Origin of the sequence: uncultured Mucilaginibacter sp. (assembly GCF_903913935.1) — a bacterium.
Classification (GTDB): domain Bacteria; phylum Bacteroidota; class Bacteroidia; order Sphingobacteriales; family Sphingobacteriaceae; genus Mucilaginibacter.
Map to the genome: position 1 here is coordinate 1 of NZ_CAIWNH010000370.1, position 22,335 is coordinate 22,335.

At 43.6% G+C, this 22,335-nt stretch carries 18 protein-coding genes; 10 read left to right on the top strand and 8 right to left on the bottom strand.

Going from position 1 to position 22,335, the window contains the following annotated elements; genetic code table 11:
* Positions 1–416: 416 nt before the first annotated feature.
* The 3 genes from QZY09_RS14690 to QZY09_RS14700 are packed head-to-tail and all read left to right on the top strand — an operon-like array spanning position 417 to position 4,207.
* Positions 417–818 carry a hypothetical protein gene (locus tag QZY09_RS14690; protein WP_295673566.1) on the top strand — a complete coding sequence of 134 codons (402 nt, stop codon included), beginning with the start codon at positions 417–419 and terminating at the stop codon, positions 816–818.
* Between the two features lie 46 nt (positions 819–864).
* Entirely contained in the window at positions 865–2,985 is a 2,121-nt protein-coding gene (gene pta / locus QZY09_RS14695; RefSeq protein WP_295673568.1) for a phosphate acetyltransferase, read from the top strand.
* A gap of 1 nt (position 2,986) precedes the next feature.
* Positions 2,987–4,207 carry an acetate/propionate family kinase gene (locus QZY09_RS14700; RefSeq protein ID WP_295673569.1) on the top strand — a complete coding sequence of 407 codons (1,221 nt, stop codon included), beginning with the start codon at positions 2,987–2,989 and terminating at the stop codon, positions 4,205–4,207.
* A gap of 2 nt (positions 4,208–4,209) precedes the next feature.
* Here QZY09_RS14700 and QZY09_RS14705 read toward each other — a convergent pair whose 3' ends face one another.
* Positions 4,210–4,632, bottom strand: a complete 423-nt coding sequence (locus QZY09_RS14705; RefSeq protein WP_295673570.1) for a GNAT family N-acetyltransferase — start codon at positions 4,630–4,632, stop codon at positions 4,210–4,212.
* A 141-nt stretch (positions 4,633–4,773) separates the two neighbouring features.
* On the opposite strand from QZY09_RS14705, the gene QZY09_RS14710 reads away from it, so the two are divergent.
* From QZY09_RS14710 to QZY09_RS14720, 3 genes are read left to right on the top strand one after another with little or no spacing between them, the layout of a single operon-like run.
* A complete protein-coding gene (locus QZY09_RS14710) occupies positions 4,774–7,395 on the top strand; it encodes a GH116 family glycosyl hydrolase (RefSeq protein WP_295673571.1) in 2,622 nt (873 codons plus the stop codon).
* Positions 7,396–7,418: 23 nt separating this feature from the next.
* Positions 7,419–7,748 (top strand): hypothetical protein, encoded by a 330-nt coding sequence (locus QZY09_RS14715; RefSeq protein WP_295673573.1) that lies wholly within the window; start codon positions 7,419–7,421, stop codon positions 7,746–7,748.
* Positions 7,711–8,475, top strand: coding sequence for an SMUG2 DNA glycosylase family protein (locus tag QZY09_RS14720; RefSeq protein WP_295673574.1), 765 nt, complete (start codon positions 7,711–7,713; stop codon positions 8,473–8,475). Before QZY09_RS14715 ends, QZY09_RS14720 begins: the two co-directional genes overlap by 38 nt.
* A gap of 215 nt (positions 8,476–8,690) precedes the next feature.
* Here the strand turns inward: QZY09_RS14720 and QZY09_RS14725 are convergent, their stop codons facing one another.
* Complete coding sequence (locus tag QZY09_RS14725) at positions 8,691–10,118, bottom strand: DUF1593 domain-containing protein (RefSeq protein WP_295673575.1); 1,428 nt, start codon at positions 10,116–10,118, stop codon at positions 8,691–8,693.
* Between the two features lie 602 nt (positions 10,119–10,720).
* Between QZY09_RS14725 and QZY09_RS14730 the strand changes: the two genes are divergently transcribed.
* Positions 10,721–11,626: an amidohydrolase family protein gene (locus QZY09_RS14730; RefSeq protein ID WP_295673578.1), complete on the top strand. Its 906-nt coding sequence runs from the start codon at positions 10,721–10,723 to the stop codon at positions 11,624–11,626.
* Positions 11,627–11,676: 50 nt separating this feature from the next.
* On the opposite strand, the gene QZY09_RS14735 is transcribed toward QZY09_RS14730, so the two are convergent.
* The 4 genes from QZY09_RS14735 to QZY09_RS14750 all read right to left on the bottom strand — a co-directional run bounded on the left by QZY09_RS14735 (position 11,677) and on the right by QZY09_RS14750 (position 15,926).
* Positions 11,677–12,837, bottom strand: coding sequence for a formylglycine-generating enzyme family protein (locus tag QZY09_RS14735; protein ID WP_295673579.1), 1,161 nt, complete (start codon positions 12,835–12,837; stop codon positions 11,677–11,679).
* Between the two features lie 27 nt (positions 12,838–12,864).
* On the bottom strand, positions 12,865–14,241 hold the full coding sequence (locus tag QZY09_RS14740; RefSeq protein WP_295673580.1) for a sulfatase-like hydrolase/transferase: 1,377 nt from the start codon (positions 14,239–14,241) through the stop codon (positions 12,865–12,867).
* A gap of 609 nt (positions 14,242–14,850) precedes the next feature.
* Complete coding sequence (locus tag QZY09_RS14745) at positions 14,851–15,348, bottom strand: hypothetical protein (RefSeq protein ID WP_295673582.1); 498 nt, start codon at positions 15,346–15,348, stop codon at positions 14,851–14,853.
* Entirely contained in the window at positions 15,345–15,926 is a 582-nt protein-coding gene (locus QZY09_RS14750) for a sigma-70 family RNA polymerase sigma factor (RefSeq protein ID WP_295673584.1), read from the bottom strand. Before QZY09_RS14750 ends, QZY09_RS14745 begins: the two co-directional genes overlap by 4 nt.
* Positions 15,927–16,207: 281 nt before the next feature.
* Between QZY09_RS14750 and QZY09_RS14755 the strand changes: the two genes are divergently transcribed.
* Positions 16,208–16,591: a DUF6249 domain-containing protein gene (locus tag QZY09_RS14755; protein WP_295673586.1), complete on the top strand. Its 384-nt coding sequence runs from the start codon at positions 16,208–16,210 to the stop codon at positions 16,589–16,591.
* Between the two features lie 81 nt (positions 16,592–16,672).
* On the opposite strand, the gene QZY09_RS14760 is transcribed toward QZY09_RS14755, so the two are convergent.
* The gene (locus QZY09_RS14760; RefSeq protein WP_295673587.1) at positions 16,673–17,182 is read right to left on the bottom strand and encodes a DinB family protein; all 510 of its coding nucleotides are present in this window, start codon (positions 17,180–17,182) and stop codon (positions 16,673–16,675) included.
* Positions 17,160–18,386, bottom strand: coding sequence for a HAMP domain-containing sensor histidine kinase (locus QZY09_RS14765; RefSeq protein WP_295673588.1), 1,227 nt, complete (start codon positions 18,384–18,386; stop codon positions 17,160–17,162). Before QZY09_RS14765 ends, QZY09_RS14760 begins: the two co-directional genes overlap by 23 nt.
* A gap of 270 nt (positions 18,387–18,656) precedes the next feature.
* Between QZY09_RS14765 and gltX the strand changes: the two genes are divergently transcribed.
* Positions 18,657–20,180, top strand: a complete 1,524-nt coding sequence (gene gltX, locus QZY09_RS14770) for a glutamate--tRNA ligase (protein WP_295673589.1) — start codon at positions 18,657–18,659, stop codon at positions 20,178–20,180.
* 608 nt (positions 20,181–20,788) lie between these two features.
* The gene (locus tag QZY09_RS14775; RefSeq protein WP_295673590.1) at positions 20,789–21,877 is read left to right on the top strand and encodes an AAA family ATPase; all 1,089 of its coding nucleotides are present in this window, start codon (positions 20,789–20,791) and stop codon (positions 21,875–21,877) included.
* Positions 21,878–22,335: the final 458 nt, after the last annotated feature.

Sequence of the window (22,335 nt, forward strand, 5' to 3'; positions counted from 1 at the left end):
ACACCTGATTTCGAATCAGGCACATTGAACCGCTCTGACACCTCTCCATTAGATGTTTGTTTTATTGGGGCTGCAAATATATCAAGTCTTTCAACAAAAAATCATAGTTTATTATCATTTGACAAAACTGTTTAAAACCTTACAGCATTTTTATATTCCCGAACAATTGAAATGAAAAAAAGCCATTTTAAAGAAAGAAGTCTGGTTAAAAGCAAACGCCGGTTTATGGCTGGAATCGGATGGGAAGCATTTTGGATTTATTTTTAACCGAAATGGGTTTAACTCAATTTGCAAAAAAGCGCTAACAGATTAGTATAAATAACAACCAAAAACTGACAAGAATCACTTTTTACGCTGATAGTTATCAATAGAACTTTATTGGAAATCAGGGAATTTTGGATATTATTTTAAAGACCATGACAACAGCAATTGAAGACGGCGAATTGAATACCGAGCTACAGGAACTTTACCTGGAAGCAAAACAATGGATAGCAGACCTTGATTTTTTAGACAGCGAACTTGTTTTTTTAAATAAGTTGACCGCAAACATAGTTGTACAAGCCGGCAAAAAAGTAGAAATTGAAAAGCTTAGCGGCCTCGAAAAAACCTATCTTGGTTTAAAAGAGGAAATGAACGCCTACCTGCACCAACTGGAACCGCTGATTACGGAAAAGAAAGAAGATTTTGACCTGGGCCTGATTGAAACCTATACACATTTAAAGTGGAGGCTTGATGAGGTGTTGCATAGTTGTCAAACTGTAAAAAATTCAATATTTGGCCACAGCAAACATGGTTTAGCTGGTGGGAATGTCTCTTAAAAGAATTTTTAACCCGATATTTACGCAAAATCCTTTTTGAAAAAAAATGGCTAAAACTATTTTTATAGCTTCTGCCGAGCCTGGCAGCGGAAAGTCCGTAGTTACTATTGGGCTGGTGAATATGCTACTATGCAAAACTCAAAAAATAGGTTTCTTTAAACCGGTGATCAACTTTGATCCAAAGGAAAAAAAAGATACCCACATTCAAACGATACTTGAATATTTTAAACTGCCTATAAAGTATGAAGACTCCTACGCATTTACCAGGCAGGAAGCACTTGAATATATTGAGCGAGAGAGCCGGGGGGAGATGATCGATACTATCATCAACAAGTTTAAAAAAATTGAAGAAAGCTATGATTTCACAGTTTTGGAGGGTAGTGATTTTACGAGTGAAGGCGTAGCGTTTGAGTTTGAACTCAACCTGCTGATCGCTAAGAACCTCGGTAGCCCGGCATTATTGGTAGTATCAGGCGAAAATAAAACCACCGCCCAGGTAACCAACGAAACGTTAAACTTTTTCCATAATTTTAAGGATCATGAAGTACAGGTTTTGGGTATTATCGTTAATAAGGCCCAACAGGATCAGGTTGAAAGTATAAAAGAAGTGCTTTCCACGCAATTACCTGACGACACTATTCTTTCCGTGATTACTTGTGCACCTGGCCTTCAAAACCCAACCATTAAGGATATCTGTGAAAGTCTGCATGGTAAACTTCTTTTTGGTGGTGATTATTTGAGTAACAGGGTAGACAACTTTGTGACAGGCGCAATGCAATTGCCCAACTTTTTAAGTTTTATTAAAGAAAATGTGCTGATTGTAACCCCCGGTGACCGGGGCGATATTATTATAGGCTCATTACAGGCTAACCTGTCATCAAGTTATCCAAAAGTTGCAGGTATTGTGCTCACAGCCGGAATTATGCCCGAAGAACCGGTTATGCGGCTGGTGAAAGGCTTACATAACATAGTACCCATAATTTCTGTTGAAATGGGAACCTTCCAGGCCAGCGCAGAAATAGGCGCAATTAAACCGAGAATAACGCCTGATGACCCTAAAAAAGTTCAGCTTGCCATTGACATGTTCAATAAATATGTAGATGTAACAGCATTGGATAAAAGTATTATTACCTACAAATCTGATGCTATTACCAGTCACATGTTTCAATACCAGTTAGTTAAATGGGCAAAGCGCCAAACCAAAACCATTGTGTTACCTGAAGGTAATGATGATCGCATATTAAAAGCAGCAGCACGCCTGGTGAGCCAGCATGTTGTTCATCTTATTTTATTGGGCAACATCACTGAAATCAACGATTCGATTAAGCGCCTGGGCTTAGTACTGGCTCCGGAAAGAACAAAAATTATTGATCCCACGGTTTCTGAAAAACTAGAGGACTACGCCAACACCCTGTTTGAGCTGCGTAAAAGCAAAGGCGTAACCCTTGAAATGGCCCGCGACCTGATGACCGATGTATCGTACTTCGGTACCATGATGGTTTATAAAGGCGAAGCAGACGGAATGGTTTCCGGCGCGGTACACACCACCCAGCATACAATAAGGCCCGCGCTTCAGTTCATCAAAACAAAGCCCGGCATTCAAACAGTATCTTCAGTGTTTTTTATGTGCCTGGAGGACAGGGTTTGTTTGTTTGGCGACTGTGCGGTAAACCCGAACCCAACCGCCGAACAGTTAGCTGAAATTGCCATTTCATCGGCGGATACCGCAAAACGTTTTGGCATTGAACCCAGGGTGGCAATGCTTTCGTATTCATCCGGAACCTCGGGCGTTGGCGAAGAGGTTGACAAAGTGCGTAATGCTACCAACATTGTAAGAGCTAAACGCCCGGACATTAAAGTTGAAGGCCCAATACAATATGACGCGGCCGTTGATCCGGTTGTTGGCAAACAAAAAATGCCGGATTCAGAAGTAGCCGGTCAGGCAAGTGTATTGATCTTCCCCGATTTGAATACTGGCAACAATACGTATAAAGCAGTGCAACGAGAAACAGGAGCTTTGGCAATCGGCCCGATGTTGCAGGGATTAAATAAACCGGTTAACGATCTAAGTCGTGGATGTACTGCCGATGATATTTTTAATACCATCGTTATTACCGCTATCCAGGGCCAGGAAGTTAACCAACCCAAACCAGAATTAGTAGCCTGATATGAATATTCTTGTGATCAATAGCGGTAGCAGTTCTATCAAATATCAACTGTTTAAAATGCCATCTGCAAAACCGGTATGTTTTGGGCTGATCGAACGGATCGGGCTGCCAAACTCAGGTATTGTACACAAAGTTTACGCCGATGGCCAGGAAAAGGTGATCAGTTTAACCTTTGATATACCCAATCATGAAGTTGGCATGCTTGAAGCAGCAAAACTTTTAACCGAACCAGGAATAGGTGTAATACAAAACCCTGATGATATTAACGTAGTAGGGCACCGCATCGTTCATGGCGGCGAAACTTTAACAAAAACCACTATTGTTACCGAACAGGTTAAAGAGGAAATAAAAAAGATATTTGCCCTTGCCCCCCTGCATAACCCCGGAAGTTACCAGGGCATACAGGTAGCCCAAAAGCTATTTGACAAAGCAACCCATGTTTGTGTATTCGATACCGCTTTCCACCAGACACTGCCCGAAAAAGCGTTCCGCTATGCCATCCCTCAAACTTTCTATCACGACGATGGCATCCGGGTTTACGGTTTTCACGGGATAAGCCATAAATACGTAACTGATAAAGCGTTACATTACCTCAGCAACCCTAAAGCAAAAGTTATTACCATACACCTGGGCAACGGCTGCAGCATGGCCGCTGTAAATGCAGGCAAGTGCATTGATACCAGCATGGGGCTTACCCCCCTGGAAGGTTTAATCATGGGAACCCGCAGCGGCAGTATAGACCCATCTGTATTAATATATATGATGACGCAGCTAGGGTATGATATCAAACAGGTTAGTAGTATCCTGAACAAGGAAAGTGGCATGTTTGGTCTTACAGGGTACAGTGATATGCGGGATATAAAAAGACTGATTGAAGAAGGTGACCACAATGCCCTGCTGGCTTTTGAAATGTTTGCCTATCGTATTAAAAAATATATCGGCTCATACACCGCGGCACTCAATGGCCTTGATGCAATCGTGTTTACCGCCGGTATTGGTGAAAATGATGTCTTGATCAGGGAAATGATCTGCCAGGAAATGGATGTTTTCGGGATCCGGATAGATGAACAAAAAAACAGTTTACGAATAAATGGCACACACGAAATAAATGCCGACAACTCTTCCGTTAAAATTTTGGTGATCCCCACCAACGAGGAATTGGAAATTGCAACAGAGTGTATGGATTTATTAAATGAGCAAAAAGCGCTTCAATTTAATTAAAGCTAAGTTTCCAGGTCAGTGATATCGTCAAGCATAAAACAATGCTCGTGGCGCTTCATGCCAATTTTTGGATAGTAATTTACAGCAGCCGGCGCCGAAAGCAATATCAATTTTGCTGGCATGCTGTGTTTCTTGGTTTCTTTAATCAACCCCACGCCTATCCCTTGTTTTTGAAGTGAAGCATCAACAGCGAGGTCAGAAAGATAGGTGCAATACACAAAATCAGTTATTGAACGTGCAATGCCAACAAGTAAGCCGTTTTGTCTCGCGGTAACTATTAAATTGGCATTCTGGCACATCAGTTTTATCCTTTCAGGATCGTCAACAGGGCGGCGTTCGGCCAGGGTGCTTCTTCTCAATACATCAATAAATTCATCAGGATTTAGTGTAGATTCCTTTGCATAAATAATTTTACTATCAGCCATTACTTCGTATTTTTTCGATGTGTAATATTACAATTATTGCCCGTTCTGCCCAAGCGGTAAATGCCATTTTACAAACTGCTTTATTAATAATTTTAACTAAATTGTGGCTTCCAATTATTCCATTTCTCCAAATTATTGCGTATGAAAAACAAGTCTGACCGCAGAGACTTTCTGAAAAATATTGGCGTAGGCAGTGCAGCAGCCATTTTACCGCTGGGAAAGTTAGGTATTGCAGATCCTGAAAAATTAATCCGTGAGGAGGCTCCTTCATCCGGTGAACAATCTGCTAAACGTTCCTATAACTCAGCCTATACCGGTCAACATTTGAGTCGCGTAGCTTTCCCGATTGGGGGGTTAGGGGCGGGCATGTTTTGTTTGGAGGGATCGGGCGCCATCTCGCACGTATCCGTTAAAAATACGCCCGATATATTTAATGAACCGGGCCTTTTTGCTGCGATATCAGTTAAAGGCATTACAAACGGGGCTAAACTATTAGAAGGGCCTGTGCCCGACTGGAAAAAATTCGGTTTAAAGGATGCCGCCAACGGGTTGGGCGGGGCGACTACCGGATTACCCCATTTCCATCACGCAAGTTTCAAAGCCAGGTTCCCGTTTGCTTATTTAGATATTATAGATAATGATCTCCCACTGAAAGTCGCGTTAACAGGGTGGAGTCCATTTATTCCGACTGATGATGACAACTCTAGTTTACCGGTTGGAGCGATTGAATATAAGTTTTCCAACACCGGTAAAACACCGGTCGAAGCCATTTTTTCATTTAATACAAAGAATTTTTTGACCGTCGACAACGGAAAAAACAGCATCCGCCCTATTCAGAACGGGTTTATATTAACGGAAACCGGAACTGCCGAAAAACCTTTCCGAACTGATTTCGCAATTTTTACAGATGAAGAGGACACTTTGGTAGACCATTGCTGGTTTCGAGGCGGTTGGTGGGACCCGATTACGATGGCATGGAACGAGATTAAAAGCGGCAAGTCCAAATCAAACCCTCCGGCTGAAAAAGATGCGCCAGGCGCAAGTTTGTATGTGCCTTTTAAATTACTACCCGGCCAGGAAAAAACAATAAAAGTATTGTTTGCCTGGTACACGCCTGACTCAGAACAAACTTACGGCCAGATGGGCATGCGTAAAGAAAACTGCGACCCGGCGACCGGCTGCTGTAATACGCCCGAAGATTTGGCTATTGACAAATACGACAAGGGTTTTAGCGGCAAATTCTACAAACCCTGGTATAGCAGCAAGTTTGCCAATATTGAAGAAGTGAGCACTTACTGGTTAAAAAGCTATACTGAACTAAAGAAAAAATCAACGCTTTTTAAAGATGCTTTCTTTTCATCAACCTTGCCGCCGGAAGTTATGGAGGCCGTGGCATCAAACTTATCCATATTAAAATCACCAACGGTAATGCGCCAGTTTGATGGCCGGTTGTGGTGTTTTGAAGGCTGCGGCGATAACTGGGGTTGCTGCCACGGCTCCTGTACCCATGTTTGGAACTATGCCCAGGCGATACCGCATCTTTTCCCGGCCCTTGAAAGAAGTTTAAGACATACCGAATTTTGCGAAAACCAGGATACGAGCGGGCACCAGACTTTCAGGGCAAACCTACCAATACAACCCACCAAACACGATTTTCACGCAGCGGCCGATGGCCAGTTAGGCGGTATTATGAAAGTTTACCGGGAGTGGCGTATTTATGGTGACAAAACCTGGCTCAAAAAAATGTACCCCATGGTAAAAACCAGTATGGATTACTGCATCAACACCTGGGACCCGAGGCACCGCGGAGCTATTGAAGAGCCGCATCACAATACCTATGATATTGAGTTTTGGGGAGGCGATGGGATGCATACCAGCTTTTATTGCGGTGCATTAAATGCCATGATCGCTATGGGGAAATTCTTAAACAAGGACATCCGGGAATATGAGCAGCTATCCGCCAAAGCAAAAAAACTGCTTGAAACTGAACTGTACGATGGTGAATATTTTATCCAGGAAATAGCATATAAAGGATTGAACGCAAAGGACCCGGCTAAGGCGCAGTCATTTGGCGGTGAATATTCAAAGGAAGCTCAGGAACTACTTCAAAAGGAAGGCCCCAAATACCAATATGGTAAAGGCTGCTTATCGGATGGCATTTTGGGCGCCTGGATCGGCCGCATGTGCAGCGTTGAAGAAACCATCGATCCCCAAAAAATAAAAAGCCACCTGCTGGCTGTTCATAAATATAACCTGAAGGAAAACCTGAGCGAGCACGCCAACCCGCAGCGTCCCACATATGCATTAGGTGATGAAGGCGGCCTGTTGTTATGCACCTGGCCCAATGGCGGTAAACTGTCGTTGCCATTTGTTTACAGCGATGAGGTATGGACAGGCATTGAACACCAGGTAGCATCGCACCTGATGCTGATGGGGTATGTAAAAGAGGGGCTGGAAATCGTCCGCGCATCGCGCGACAGGTACAACGGGCGCATCCGCAACCCATTTAATGAGTACGAATGCGGTAGCTGGTATGCCCGCGCATTATCAAGTTATGGCTATTTGCAGGCCTTAACCGGTGTGCGCTATGACGCCGTAGATAAAACCCTGCATATCGATTCAAAAATTGGTGATTTTACAAGTTTTATCTCTACTGAAACAGGGTTTGGAACCGTGAGTTTGCACCAGGGTAAGCCATCCTATAAAATTGTTTATGGTGACGTAAATATTCAGAAGATAATGGTATCGGGGAAGCTGGTTTAGGTTGAACAAATTAAATTTAGACAATGGAAGTTGCAGCAAATACAGTAGTAGCCATAAGATATGTAATGAAAAACGGGCGCGGCGAGATTTTGGAAGATATGATGGATAAACCCCCGGTTGAATACCTGCATGGATCGGGCGATATATTACCGGGGTTGGAAAAAGGATTGGAAGGCTTGCCAGCGGGATTTTCTAAGCTGATTAAATTTAAAATTGACGATAATTCCCCCGAAACCTATCTTATTAACGTTAAAATTGATAGTATCAGGGCGGCAACACCTGCTGAAATTGAACGGGGTAAACCTGAGCCAAAACATGCTGATAAGTGCTGCGGACCTGGTTGTTGCTGCTGATCAAATTAACGAAAAACATTTACCTTGCCACATGACGTTTGCTGATAAAGTTATCTTATTCAATAGAAACCTGGAGTATACCGGGCCGGCTCTTCCGGACGGAATCCGGATCATGAATCCTTTTAAAGAATTTGCACAAACTATGGAAATTGCGGACGCTTTTTACCATAAATATTACAACGACAACAATACCCGCCATTTGATATTGGGTATTAACCCCGGTAGGTTTGGCGGGGGGCTAACGGGTATCCCTTTTACAGATCCAAAAAGATTAGTCTCGGAATGTCATATCGATTATAAAGGTAAACCAACGCACGAGCCCTCTTCGGTTTTTGTGTATGACATGATCAACGCTTTTGGCGGCCCTGATGCGTTTTATAAAAAATTCTACATCAACTCACTGTTTCCGCTTGGTTTTACAAAGGTTGAAGCAAACGGAAAGGAAAAGAATTACAATTACTACGATAGTAAGGAACTAATTAGCGCCGTAACGGAATCCATTGTCGAAAATATCAGCAAGCAGATTGCCTTGGGGGTTAAAACAGATGTTTGCTTTTGTTTTGGAACCGGAAAAAACGAACAATTTTTGAGCAGGATTAACCAGGAATATCACTTCTTTAAAAAGATCGTCGCATTGGAGCATCCCAGGTTTATTATGCAATATAAAACGTTAAGTAAGCAAGTTTACATCGACAAATACCTGGAAGCGTTTACCAACTGCGAATGATGAGCCATCCATTTTCTTGATCATGTTCCGCGAATAGCGTCGTGTCAACCATAAATGGACCAATCGTCAAGCCACAAGTTCATTGAACGCAAAAAGCACAAAAAAGGGTTTACAAAGGGTTTACATATTCAAGGGTTTTAATTCTGTAAATATTTAATAGCCAGTTGTTTATATGCTTATGTATTAAAATAGGGTTTACACTATTTTAAATGACGTCACTTTGGTAAAACCGTTACAATTACCCGTTTATATCTTGTCAATGCGGGTGTCCCCTTATCGGTAACTTTCAAAATAAAATGGATGGTTACAGCGCTATCAACAACCGGTGCGGTTACAGGCACGTCGTACATATTTGCTGAATAAGGCGCGAAGCTAACGTGTCCTTTGTAAGTGCCAGCCTCAGCATATTGAAACCACAGGTAACTTAGTGAGTCGCCGTCAGGATCGGTTGTCCCTGCTGCGCTCAGGTGGAACTGCTGCCCGGATTTTACGGTCATCTTATCGCCAAATGCCAGGTGTGGTACCGGCGGGTGATTGCATTCTTTATAGCTTTTGGTTGTCCATTGCATACGGGCGGCAAAATCATTCTGATACTCCACGCGCCAACGCCAGATCGTAGCCTGGTTGTTGTTATAGCCTTTTTTGTCAACGGTGGATATTAACGAGTCATTGGCGTTCGTCCATATCGGACGCGTTTCCGGATCGTCTTTCGGCCAATTGTCACGGTGGAAGCGACCGGTGTTGGAGTCTTCAAACTTTGGCAGGTAATATCCATATCGTCCGCCCCAGCCACCATAATCAGGATGTTCAGGATCATCAAGCCCATTGTCAATCAGGTTTAAAAAACTGGGCGTATCGCCCTCCATACCATAAGAAACATCGGGGTAAGCAGCGCCAAGCGGACCGTGGCCCTGCTGTATGTTTTTTGCCAGCCACTCTGGTGAAATTACTTCCGTATTTGATCCCGGCATACCGAATGACATACCCAACCATGTTGCCCTCGAGTAGTTATATCCCGGCGTTACAATAAAAAATATTGAAGGGAACGACTTCCTGATCCACGGGCCGGTGTCGTCCTGGTCGGAAATCGTATAAATTCGTACCTTTTTATAAATCTCTTCTGCTACAGCAGCAGGAAGCGTGTTTTTAATTTTCCACAGCGCCTGTGCAAGTACATTTGTCCCACCCCAAACCGTAAACCATAAGGGGCGGGCATCAGGCTTTTTCAACTCTTTAACAATCAATTCAGAGCCTGGTGAATTGTGCCCTTGCCCTACACCTTCCATGCCGTAAACGGCGGGTCCGTAGCTTACTTTTTCCTTCAATGTCAATGCCGCAGGGTAGCCCGGCTCGTGTTTAAGTAAATTGGACTGTACTTTATCATAAGCATCCAGCACCTTTAAAATACTCTCCGGCGCAACCCTTGTTTTTTGGTGGATTGAGGTGGTAGCAATCAGACCTTCCACATCCCATTCATTGCAATAAGTTAAAAAACGCACCAATGATTCGGAGTCGTCCGGGTCGGCCTCGATATCTGTCATCACTACTACCCTCAATTTTTTTTCCGGCTGGGCCGTCAGTTTACAGGGCGCCATCAGTAAATACACTCCGGCAATTGGAAGTAAAAATTTAATCCTGTTCATATTTCTGGGTTGGTTAAAGCTGGTTTTAAATGAGATGACGCTTTAGTTGTCATCGGGGTTTTAAAATTGGTTTGCATTCGGTTATTAACCGTCTGTGTCAAATGGGTTCACATATTTCAGCATGGCTTTCCCCAAACCTTTGTAAAGCCATACCGCATGCGTCGTTGTTGTTTGTTTTTGCCGTATATGGCTCTTCAAACGATAGTACGGGCATATTTTATTTAGCATGCAAAATGCAAATAAAACGTTATGAATCACTTAAATTAATATTAATAGTTTTGAGGCATGAACCTAAAACGTTTTAACAGTAATAGTGAATAATAGCGATATTGCCAACCCGTTTGCCGTGCGTTAGCCTGTGTAAATAACCCCGTTTGTAATTTATATAATGGGGCAAATTTACCTGCTTCACCATCCAGGACAGATTATTGGTACGATATACGATAGATAAACGAATCGGGGCAGCCTCAGGTGATAATATTATAACCTCTTTTTTCAAGATGTAGTGTTGTTGATTCGCTTTTCCTTTAGGGGCGTGTTCTATCTGCGCCGCAGATTGCTTTTAAAGCTTTTATGATATATCAAATTCGTTATATTTGATAATGGTGAAACTTTATTTAGTATTTGCGGTATTTGCATTTATATATGTCAACTGCGATGCGCAACAGAGAAAAATAATAGATGTGCATTTTCATACGCGTTCTGCCGGCGATTATGGAATGCCGCCCCCGCCTAATCCCGTTACCGGCAAAGCTCCCGACGCCGGCACGAATGATGCCATCCTCCGGAATAATTATGCATTACTAAAGAAATATAATGTTGTAAAAGCCATCTGCTCAGGAACACTTTTGAGAAATGCAGACTATGTTACAAAGGACCCCGAACGATTTATAAGCGCACTCGAATTTCCCGACCACCAGAATAACCTTTTGCCAGACACTGACACTTTTAAAAAACTGATCAGGGAAAAGAAATTTGCTGTGTTTGGAGAATTAGGGCTGCAGTACGAAGGAAAGACGCTCGACCAGCCAGAGTATGAACCATATATCGCCATCTGCGAACGATTTGGGATTCCAATAGCTATTCACATGGGGCTGGGGCCTCCGGAAACGCCATATCATGGCTTTCCAAATTTTACCGTTGCTTCCGGAAATCCTTTTTACCTCGAACCGGTGCTGAAGAAGCACGCAAAGTTGAAGTTGCAAATTATGCACATGGGCTATCCTTACTTAGAAGAAACGAAAGCAATTATGTACGTATACCCGCAGGTTTATGCCGATATTTCAGTTATCGACTGGGTGTTGCCTAAGGAAGAATTTTACCAGTATCTGAAAGCGATCATTACTGCAGGCCATGAAAAACAAATTATGTACGGTTCTGACCAGATGATATGGGAAGATGCAATCCCCTTGTCAATCAGGATGATAGAAGCAGCCCCTTTTCTGAATGAAAAACAGAAACAGGATATTTTTTATAATAACGCTGCTCGTTTTTATGGAATAAAATAAATTGCAAAGCAGACAGATGCTTTAAATAAAATGATTGGGTTTCCAAGTTTCTATTTATCCTTAACACATCTGAAACCACCATTTTCGGTGCTGCTATCTTCGGTATTTTTCATCCTGCTGGCAACCTGGAACCCCGAGCAATAGCTATCATTACACAAAAACGACCCACCTCGTTGTACCCGTTTCTGCGCATAAGGGGCTATTGGGTCGAAGCTTTTGCCGGGCCCTGTCGGATTTCTGACGCCATTAGTCGTAGTTACCGCGGCATAATATTTAGCACTGTACAGGTCATTACACCATTCCCAAACATTTCCGGCCATGTCATAAAGTCCATAACCGTTTGAAGGAAATGACTTTACCGGTGATGTGTTATAAAATTTATCAACTAATGTATTTTGATCGGGAAAATGCCCCTGCCATGTATTAGCCTTTGGTTTTCCTGTATTTACAGGTTCGTTTCCCCAGGCATATTCCTTGTCGATTAAACCTCCCCTGGCGGCCCATTCCCATTCGGCCTCGGTTGGTAAACGTTTATGTGCCCATTTACAATAGGCCAGGGCATCATACCACGAAACTTGTACAACCGGGTAATTTCCTTTTCCTTTTATATCACTACCCGGCCCGTGAGGGTGCTTCCAGTTGGCGCCGTTTTTCCATGACCACCATTGGCTCACGTCAGTAAGGCTGACCGGATGATCTGGCGGCGTAAACACCAATGAAGCAGGTACAAGCAATTTATCATCCGGTTTTGGTGTGCCGGGAGGGGCCTGTTTTTTCAATTCATTCCAATCGGGTTTTCTTTCGGCCGTTGTAACATATCCGGTGGCCTTTACAAATTCTTTAAATTCGTTATTGGTGACCAGTGTTTCATCCATCCAAAAACCATCGAGAATTACCTTATGCCTTGGAAATTCATCAGGGAAAGCATCCTTAATGGCCGCTCCCATCATAAATGTGCCGGATGGGATCCATATCATATCGTTATGTAACTTACTTGTTTCGGCACGGCTGTCCGGTATCACCGTTTCTGCAGGCGTTGTTTGGCCTGCAAAACGGGCAGGGGTATTTGATGAACAGCAAAGGGCCACTTTTTTAATACTTAACAACGAATGTTTTGATCCTGAAATTTGGATGCCGGGCTTGCTTTTGTTTTCACAAGCATAAAGCAAAGCAAGCAAAAAAAATAATGATAGTGTTTGGCTCAATCTCATTGTTGTGAACTACTTATAAGGCCCAAATCACAGCTGAACCTGGCTCAATGCTTTTTGAAGTTTTTTCTTTATAGCTACCTGTGCCGGTGAAAGTTGGTTATCGTAAATTGGATTTGCTTCTTCAGGATCTACGGTGAAATGATAAAAAAAGCCCTTTCGGATCCCCAGGTTATATAGCTTATACTCTTTATCCTGGGCATAGCTTATTGGTGCTGTTTTGGGGTTCATTGGCAAAGGATACGGGAAAGGGTCGTAATAACAATAAGTCCAGGTGCGTGCAGCACTGTTTATTCCGAATAACTGTGGGTAAAATGAAACCCCATCCAACGCAGTCGGCTTAGTCTTTACGTTCGCCATATCAAAAAAAGTTGGTGCAAAATCAGTAAAATCCACCAGGTTATCGTTTGTACCAGGCATGATTTGACCCGGCCAGTACACAAAAAGGGGGACATGTGTTCCTAGTTCTGTGGTATGGCTTTTCTCTCCTGCAACAAGTTTCCCCCTAAAAAGGGAGTGGTAAAGGGGCTCGCTGCCATTATCACCACAAAAAACGATAATGGTATTCTTCTCCAGGCTGTCAGCTTTTAATTTATTTATAAGCGCTCCCACTTTTATATCTAAATAATGGGTCATCGATCCAATGTAGGTTGTATCCTGCAAATTGTCATCAAACGTCTGGTAATTGGGGTCTAATGGCGTGGGTTGATGGGGCCTGTGTACCAGCATGAATGAATAATAGATAAAAAATGGCTTATGCTTATTTTGATCAATAAAATTCATTGCATATTCACTGGTAATGTCTTCGCTGTATTTGCCGGTAGTTATATTCGGAGGCAAAACGCCCATTGGATCATACAAGGTTGCGTCTTTATACATATAACCAACTTTGGAATTGTTACTGGCATCCCAAACGCAAAAATCATCAAAACCTACGTCGGTAATTGGTGCACTTGTGGCATCTAACTGCCATTTACCAACTACACAAGTTTTGTACCCGCTATTTTGCAGCACTTTGGCGTACGAAGTATATTTATTGTTGTAATACCCCCATCCTAATTGGGTATAATTCCTGAAATTATAGAGGCCTGACAGCAGTTCTACCCGTGAAGGTGAACAAAGAGGTGTGGCCCTGCATTGGTTAAAAACCATTGCATGTGCCGCAAGGCTATCTAAATGAGACGTGTTATATGATTGTCCGCCATCAAATGTGGGCATCTCATATCCCATGTCATCAGCAAGTATAAAAATAATATTGGGTTGCCCCGGCGGGGGTAGGGTGCCGCCGCCGCCAGGTTTTTTGACAGTATCAGTGATTGGAGGGGTAACGGGTATTTTATTTTTTTTACAACTGAAGGTAAAAAAAACCAGAACAATCCCCAAAAGGAGTATTCGTTTGTTGGTCATGCAAATAGGGGTTTTAATGTAATAAGTTGGAACTAATTGTAATGCTATTAAGTTGCCACTAAATATAAAATAATTTTCCTGTTAAAAAAATGATTTATAGCATCATAAAAAAGAACGATTATGATAACATTTCTTTTCCGTTAAACGAAATTCTTTTCTTTTAAACGTTTGGTTATTGCTAAAATAGTATATACGTAACACCCTGTAGTTTCGATACAAATGTTGAAAAAAAAGCTACTGCGGTAATTTTGCCATCACTTTTAAATTCTGCATGCATAGCTAAATAACATTTTGAGTATTTGTGTAAAAAAAACTGCTTTATGCAATGCCGCGATAGTGGCAAAACTTTTAAAACATGAAAGTTGAATGAGGGGCTTGCAAAGGCATAAAAAATAAAAGCCCCCCACTTTGCGCGGGGGACTTTCAACCTAAACCTTATCACAATTAACTGGCGAGTGCCAGTCAGGTTACCATATTGCAAATATTATACCAACCGGAAAACATAACCGGGATAATGAACATTTGTGAAAAACCAACGTTTTTTGATGTTCCAAAATGTCAGAAAACTGAACATTTTTGCGGAATTTGTCGTTTTTGCCATACAATGCATTAAGCCTGCCTGGCCGACGCCTTTTTTCGCAGATATCCGTCCAGTAAATATAATGCCAGTATAACATCAAAAAACACAAAACCGTCTACAGCGATCTTGGTTTTGCCAGCGTCGATGCTTGGCATTTTAACACTATATGTCAAATTGACAGGGGCACTCACAGCAGACCAGTTGACGCTTGCAAATACCATTCCCAACATAGCAACCAGGGTTACCACAAAAAATAAAGCTATTCCAATAATTATCTTTTTATTGATCCTTGCCTTTAATGGTACCAATGCATTTTCCGCGCGGATGCCTTCCATCACCTTGTAAGTAAAAGCCATGGATGGCTCTTCCAGCTCAATTGCCATAAATTCCTTATTCAGGATCAATAACTCCTGGTACTTTAACCTGTATGCTTCATCCTCTGCAATAAGCGTTTTAATGATGTTTTGCTCCTCGGGGGTGCAACTGCCATCAATATAGTTCCAAAGTATTTCTTCTATGTTATTCATATCAGTTCTTTAGCTTCGTGTTTTAAATTGCGCTCCAGCTTTTCTTTTAAACGCTGGCGCGCCCTGAATAATTTTACCTTAACGGTATTTGCCTCCATCCCCAATGCCTGCGCAATCTCCTCAAGCGATTGTTCGCCTTTATAAAACATCGTTATGATGGTTGCATCATCCGGCAAAAGCTGGTCGATTGCCTGGTTAAGGTAAAACGACCTTGACTTATTTTCCGCATTATTAACATCATACCCTGTCGGACGGTTTTCCAGCTGGATCAGGGTATTTTCGTCATCAATTGAATCCGTATCCACCCGCTTCTTTCGTAAAAAAGTCATTGCCGTGGTATAAACAATACTATAGAGCCAGGTACTGAATTTTGATTGCCCATGGAAAGATGCCAGCGAACGATAAGCTTTGATAAAACAATCCTGCGCTATTTCTTCCGCATCTTCACGCACCCTAGTAAAACGCATCGCTAAAGTAAACACAAAACGCTGATGCCGTTTCACCAGGTCGGCGTAAGCCGCCTGGTTCCCCGCCAGTGTCTGTTCAATCAACTCGGTATCTGAAAGCTTGCTTTGCATTTGTTATAGCTCTCTGACGTGCGTTTACTCATACAGGTTACACCCATTGTAAAATTAGTAATTAGTGGCAGTATTAAGTAGCAGTTTTACGTAACAAAAAAACGAACACTATCTTCCTGCCGGTAAACGCACAGTGCTACTACCCACTGCCACTTTAAACTTTAAAATATTTTTTTCCAAAGGGTGTAACCTCCTTAAAAACAAGGTCGTCATAGCTTGCAAATACACTGTAATGATGTATAAAACAAAAACATTTATAAACTTTTAAAAAAATAAACATTATGGATCGCGCAGCAGAATTAGGCGTAATGGCCGGAATCATAGTTCCCTTAGCATTGTTCGCCATGATCTTTGGCATTGTATACCTGGCAAAACGGGAAAGACTAGCCATGATCGAACGTGGGATGGACCCACGCAGGTATAAACCCCAATCGGCACCTTTTCAAACCCTTAAATGGGGTTTATTATTGATCGGCGCAGGTACCGGCTTGTTTTTAGCTTATGTATTGGATCACACCTTATTCAATAAAATCAGCGATATGGAAGATGGCGGAAATGTAGCTATCTACTTTGCATTAATCGCCATATTCGGCGGGTCAGGTTTATTCCTTTCTTACAGGATCGAGAAAAAAGAAGCTGATAAGAATGGTGAGAAGGTTGATTGAGTTGGGTAAAGTGGATTAGGTGAGTGGTTGTCGTTTTCTAACTTAATCAACCATTCAACTTAATCTAACCTAATCAACCAATTACAAATACCGCTCTTTCAAAATCTTAATATGATGCATCTCATGACCCGCTATCATATAAGCCAAAGCCCTAACAGAAAGCGGGTTGCCACTGGCAATCCCTTTCTGCATGGTTTGCTCTTCGGTAAATGATTTAAGAAGATAAAGAGTTGACTCCCGCACGGTATTATACTCATTGGCCAGGTCTTCCAACGATCGGCTGTTAAAAGTAGCCTTCTCCATATAAACATCCTGATCGAAACCAGGTAACTCGATCGCTTCGCGCGAGAAAGCCAGCGCCCTGTAAGCAAATACCCTTTCGGTGTCGGTAATGTGGCCTACCACCTGCTTAATGGTCCATTTTCCATCAGCATAGGCGTACGATGCTTTTTCAGGATCTATCCTTAAAAAAAAATTAAAGGTCATTTGCTGCAGGTACTCCAATATCTCTATAATGGGTCCATTGCCCACCAAATCAACATATCGTGCGGCGAAAGCCGAATATTCATCAGGCTGCGGTCTGTTTATCATGTCGTATGTTTTTTAATATGATCCTGAAAGTTGTTCCTTTTCCTAATTCCGAATCGCGCACAAAAATCTGCCCGTCGTGGTAATTTTCCACAATTCGTTTAGTTAAGCTGAGGCCAAGCCCCCAGCCGCGTTTACGGGTAGTATACCCCGGCTGAAATACGGTATCAAATTTTGAACGGGGAATCCCCTTACCGGTATCTGAAATATCGATAAATACCTGTTTTTTTATTTTGTTACCGGATATATCTACTTTTATTTTGCCTTTGCCGTCAATGGCGTTGACAGCATTTTTCATCAGGTTTTCCAACACCCAATCAAATAATGGCACATTAATTCCGGCCAGCAGGTGCGGGTTACCAGTTAATTCAAAACCGATATTTTTACTAACCCGTATTTTAAAATAATCAACAAAATCTTTCACCACATCATAAACCTTGTGCTCTTCCAGTTGTGCTCTCGAGCCGATCTTCGAAAAACGGTCGGCCACAATCTCCAGGCGCTTCACGTCATTTTCCATTTCGCCGATCAGAGGGTCATCTTCGGCGTTGAATTTTTCCTTCATCAACTCGATCCAGGCCATAAGCGAGGAGATCGGTGTACCCAGCTGGTGGGCGGTTTCCTTAGCAAGGCCCACCCAAACCTGGTCCTGCTCCGACTTACGCGACGAACTGAAAGCGGTATATGCCAGCAATAAAAATATAGCGATAACAGAAAGCTGGATGTAGGGGAAATATTTAAGCTCGGTAAGCAAATCCGAATCCTTATAATACACCAACCATTCAGTGTCTAAAACTTTCAATTTGATCGGCGTATGCTGCTTTTTCATGTTCGCCAGTTCCCCTTTAAAATAATCTATATCGTATTTTTTTCGGAGTTTTCCCTTTGTATTATCCTCGGCCTCCAGTTTTATGAAGGTTTTGGTTGGATCGAGGCCCCTGGAAAGCTGAATATCGCCCCTGTCATTCGTAACGATTGCAGGTACTATCGAACTATCACGTACTGCAAAAACATAACTTAAAAAGTCATTGTCATCTGATGCCAGCACCTGTTTCATGCTCATGGCCCATACCTGCGCGCGTGTGCGTTCAGATTTGGCTATATTTCGCACCAAATATCTGGTGTATAACAACGAGCCACTGGCAATTACCACCGCGAAGGTGAGCAGCGAGTATTTCCAGCGTTTTTTTTGTTGGTACGGGTTCATTTGTAGTCCGAAATGTCGGGAATTCAGTAAAGTTCGAAAGATAATTTTCGCCAAAATACGTAAAAAGTAGGGAAAGGGCGAAATTGGGTTAGGAGGGAATAGAAAGACGCCTCATTTCCATAGCGATGGGTTTCAAACCCATCGCTATGGAGGAATTGACTGTTTAATTAGACCTAACGGACATCCACAACCTTTCAACATTACAACAAATTCTGTCTTTCGGACTTTCGGACTTCCCGACTTCCTGACTTTCCCTATCTTTGTCCCACTATGTCTGATAAAAAAGTTAGAGTAAGGTTTGCCCCCAGCCCTACGGGTGGTTTGCACCTGGGTGGTGTGCGCACTGCGTTGTTCAATTATCTATTCGCCAAACAACACCATGGCGATTTTATTTTAAGGATTGAAGATACCGACCAGAACCGTTACGTTGAAGGCGCCGAAGATTATATTTTGGACTGTTTGAAATGGTGCGGAATAACACCGGATGAAAGCCCGGCGGCAGGCGGCCCGTATGCACCTTACCGCCAGAGCGAACGCAAAGCCATATACCGCGAGTATGCCGAAAAACTGGTGCGCCAGGGCCATGCCTATTATGCTTTCGATACCCCCGAAGAACTGGACAAAAACCGTAAAGAGATCCCAAACTTTCAATACGGCCAGGTTTACCGGGATGGTTTGCGCAATTCGCTTTCATTAACCGAACATGAAGTTGACGAATTGCTGGATGCCCATACCCCGCATGTGATCCGCATAAAAATGCCGGCTGATGAAAGGGTGAGTTTTAACGATATGATCCGCGGCAATGTTAGTTTTGAAACCAACCAGGTTGATGATAAAGTATTATTAAAAGCCGATGGTATGCCAACGTATCATTTGGCTGTAGTGGTGGATGATTACCTGATGAAGATTACCCATGCTTTCCGCGGGGAAGAGTGGCTGCCGTCGGCGCCGGTGCATTTATTGCTTTGGGAATATTTGGGCTGGAAGGCCGATATGCCGCAATGGGCGCATTTGCCGCTGATCTTAAAACCCGATGGCCATGGCAAATTAAGCAAACGCGATGGCGCCCGCCTGGGTTTCCCGGTATATGCCATGAACTGGTTTGACGCCAAAACGGGGGAATTGACCCCGGGTTTCCGCGAACTGGGCTTTTTGCCTGAAGCTTTTTTAAACCTGCTGGCTACCCTTGGCTGGAATGATGGAACCGACCAGGAACTATTTTCACTTGATGAGCTGATCGAAAAATTCTCTATCGACAGGGTGAGCAAAGCCGGCGCGAAATTTGATTTTGAAAAAGCAAAATGGTTCAATGCAGAATGGATTAAGAAGTCTGAAGCCTTGAGTCTGAAGTCTGAAGTCAAAAAGATTTTGGAGGACAAGGGCGTTGTGGTTTCGGATAATGAATACCTGCTGAAGGTAATTGATAAAATAAAGGACCGCGTTGTTTTACTGCCTGATTTTTACCAGCAGGCGGCTTACTTTTTTGAACAGCCGAAGGAATATGATGTTAACGCCGTTAAACCAAAATGGACGGATGCCAAAACTGAGTTTTTTATTAGCCTGATCACTTTATTTGGCGCAATGGAGGCTTGGGATGAAGCCGGTTTAGAGGCTGCTTTTAAAGCCCATGCCGAAGAAAAAGGCATAAAACCGGGCGAGCTAATGTTGCCTTTCCGTTTGGTGCTGGTGGGTGGCAAATTCGGGCCGCATGTGTTTGATATTGCGGCGGTGCTTGGGAAAGAAGAAACCATCAGGCGGATTGAAAAAGCGCTGGAGGTGTTTACGGCTGAATAAAACCAATTCAAAGTGAATTGTTCTAAAAATAGCAGGTAAAATTGCTGGCGACCGGCGCCAAAGCTCAGGGGCCACCTGAACCACCCGGCACGGATGAATACACCCGGGACACCTGGCACACAAATAAATTCTGTAATTTATTTGGATATTTAAAGAAATATCTTTATGTTCGCGCTATTAGTTCATTTTTTAAAGCCAGGCCTGTGCGGTTCCCCTCAATGCTATTAAGTGAAGGGAAAAGGAAGAGTTTTAATATCGAATAATGAATATTGAATGTCGAATTACGAAGTTAATTACTTCATTATTCAAAATTGAGCGTTCGATGTTCAATATTAAAATCCTTAACTTAATAGCATTCCGGTTCCCATCTTGACAGGCCAGCCTGCCGGTAGGCAGGGGCGGAGGGGTGTGTTTCTCCTGTCTGCCCGGTAATGCCCGTACCCAGGCAGCTTCTATCTCAATTTAAATATCGAACCTGCCTGCCGGCCGGCAGGTAAGGAATATCGACAGCCGAAGTTTTTACTTCGTTATTCAAAATTCGTCATTCAGTATTCGATATTAAACTCCTTCAGCCAACTAAATTAATTACTTCAAAAAATTATTCCCCCATGTCAACCCGCCCGCCCATCATCGAGATCATGCGCAACGCCATACGCGACACCACCCCACGAGAGCGCGAAAAAAACGCCCTGCTCAGCCAGCTGCGTAACGACCCCTCCCGTGAATTGTTTTATTTTAAACCCGCCGACCTTTGGCTAAAAGAAGAAAGCAAACCCGCCGCCCGCCAGCTGCTGGGCACGCTTTGGTACGAGCATGAGCTCTGCATCCTTTTTGCCGATACCAACCTGGGCAAATCGGTACTGGCCGTGCAAATTGGCGACCACCTGGCCAAACAAACCGCCATGGAACCCTTTGGCAGCGAGCTTAACGAAGCGCTGAAGGTTTTATACCTTGATTTTGAGCTCAGCGCCACCCAGTTTAAAGCACGCTATAACGACAGCCGCTGGGGCCCGCACCACTTTGGCGGCAATTTTATCCGCGCCGAATTTAACCCCGGCGGCGACGACCCCCTGCTGTACAATAAATACGAAGATTATGTAAAGGAACGTATCGAATTCATCCTGGCCTGCACCAAAGCGCAGGTGCTTATTATCGATAACATTACCTATATGGGCAACCCGCTGGTGCATGGCGGCAGTGCGCTGCAGCTCATCAAAACCCTCAAAGCTATCAAAACAAAATACAAGCTCAGCGTGCTGGTGCTGGCCCATACCCCTAAGCGCAACGCCTGCAAGCCCATCACCGTTAACGACCTGCAGGGCAGCAAAATGCTCATCAACTTTGCCGACAGCGCCTTCGCCCTGGGCCAGAGCCATTCGCAGCCCCAGCTGCGTTACCTTAAACAGATCAAGCAGCGCAATGCCGCCGCCCAGTACGATGCCGCCCATGTATGCCTGTTCAGCATGGTAAAAACACAAAACTTCCTGGGCATGCAATTCCAGGGGTTTGACCACGAGCAGTTTCACCTGCAAAAAGCCGGCGCCGCCATCAGCCCCGAAGTAAAACAACGCATCCCCGGACTCGCCGGCCAGGGCCTCTCCGTACGCCAGATCGCCGACCACCTGCGTATCGGGTCATCAACCGTGCAAAGGGTGCTGGCGAAGTTGAAGGAGGGTGATGAAAATGAAGGTGATTAGAATTTATGGTGACGCAACACTTTGCGGCGCCCGCTTAGCTGCGTTATAACGTTAAGTTGGTTCAAGCATCCTGCTTCAACCCAAATAAGTGTAGGCGCCCCGCTTACATTAACCACTTTACGCAGCCGGAAAAACGCCAGGCAATTTTTAGGATCCGTCAGCGGGACGCTGACAGCGGTTTAGATCCAAGAGTGGGACACTTGAACCGGCGAAGGAAGTTTCCATGCATTGTCTTATCGCGGTGAAACGACACGCTTCACCGGGCGGGGTTTAATATTGCTTATGCCCCGTAGGCGGCTACCGCTTTGTAGAATGAATTACACCCCCACCATTTTTGCCCCATAGGCGGCTACCCACCCGCCAGTTTCCGCCAAACAGCGCGGCTATCCAATTCGCTAAGGGTAGCCACTAACGTGGCAATATTTATCGTTATTGTTTTTCTACAAAGGGGTTACCCC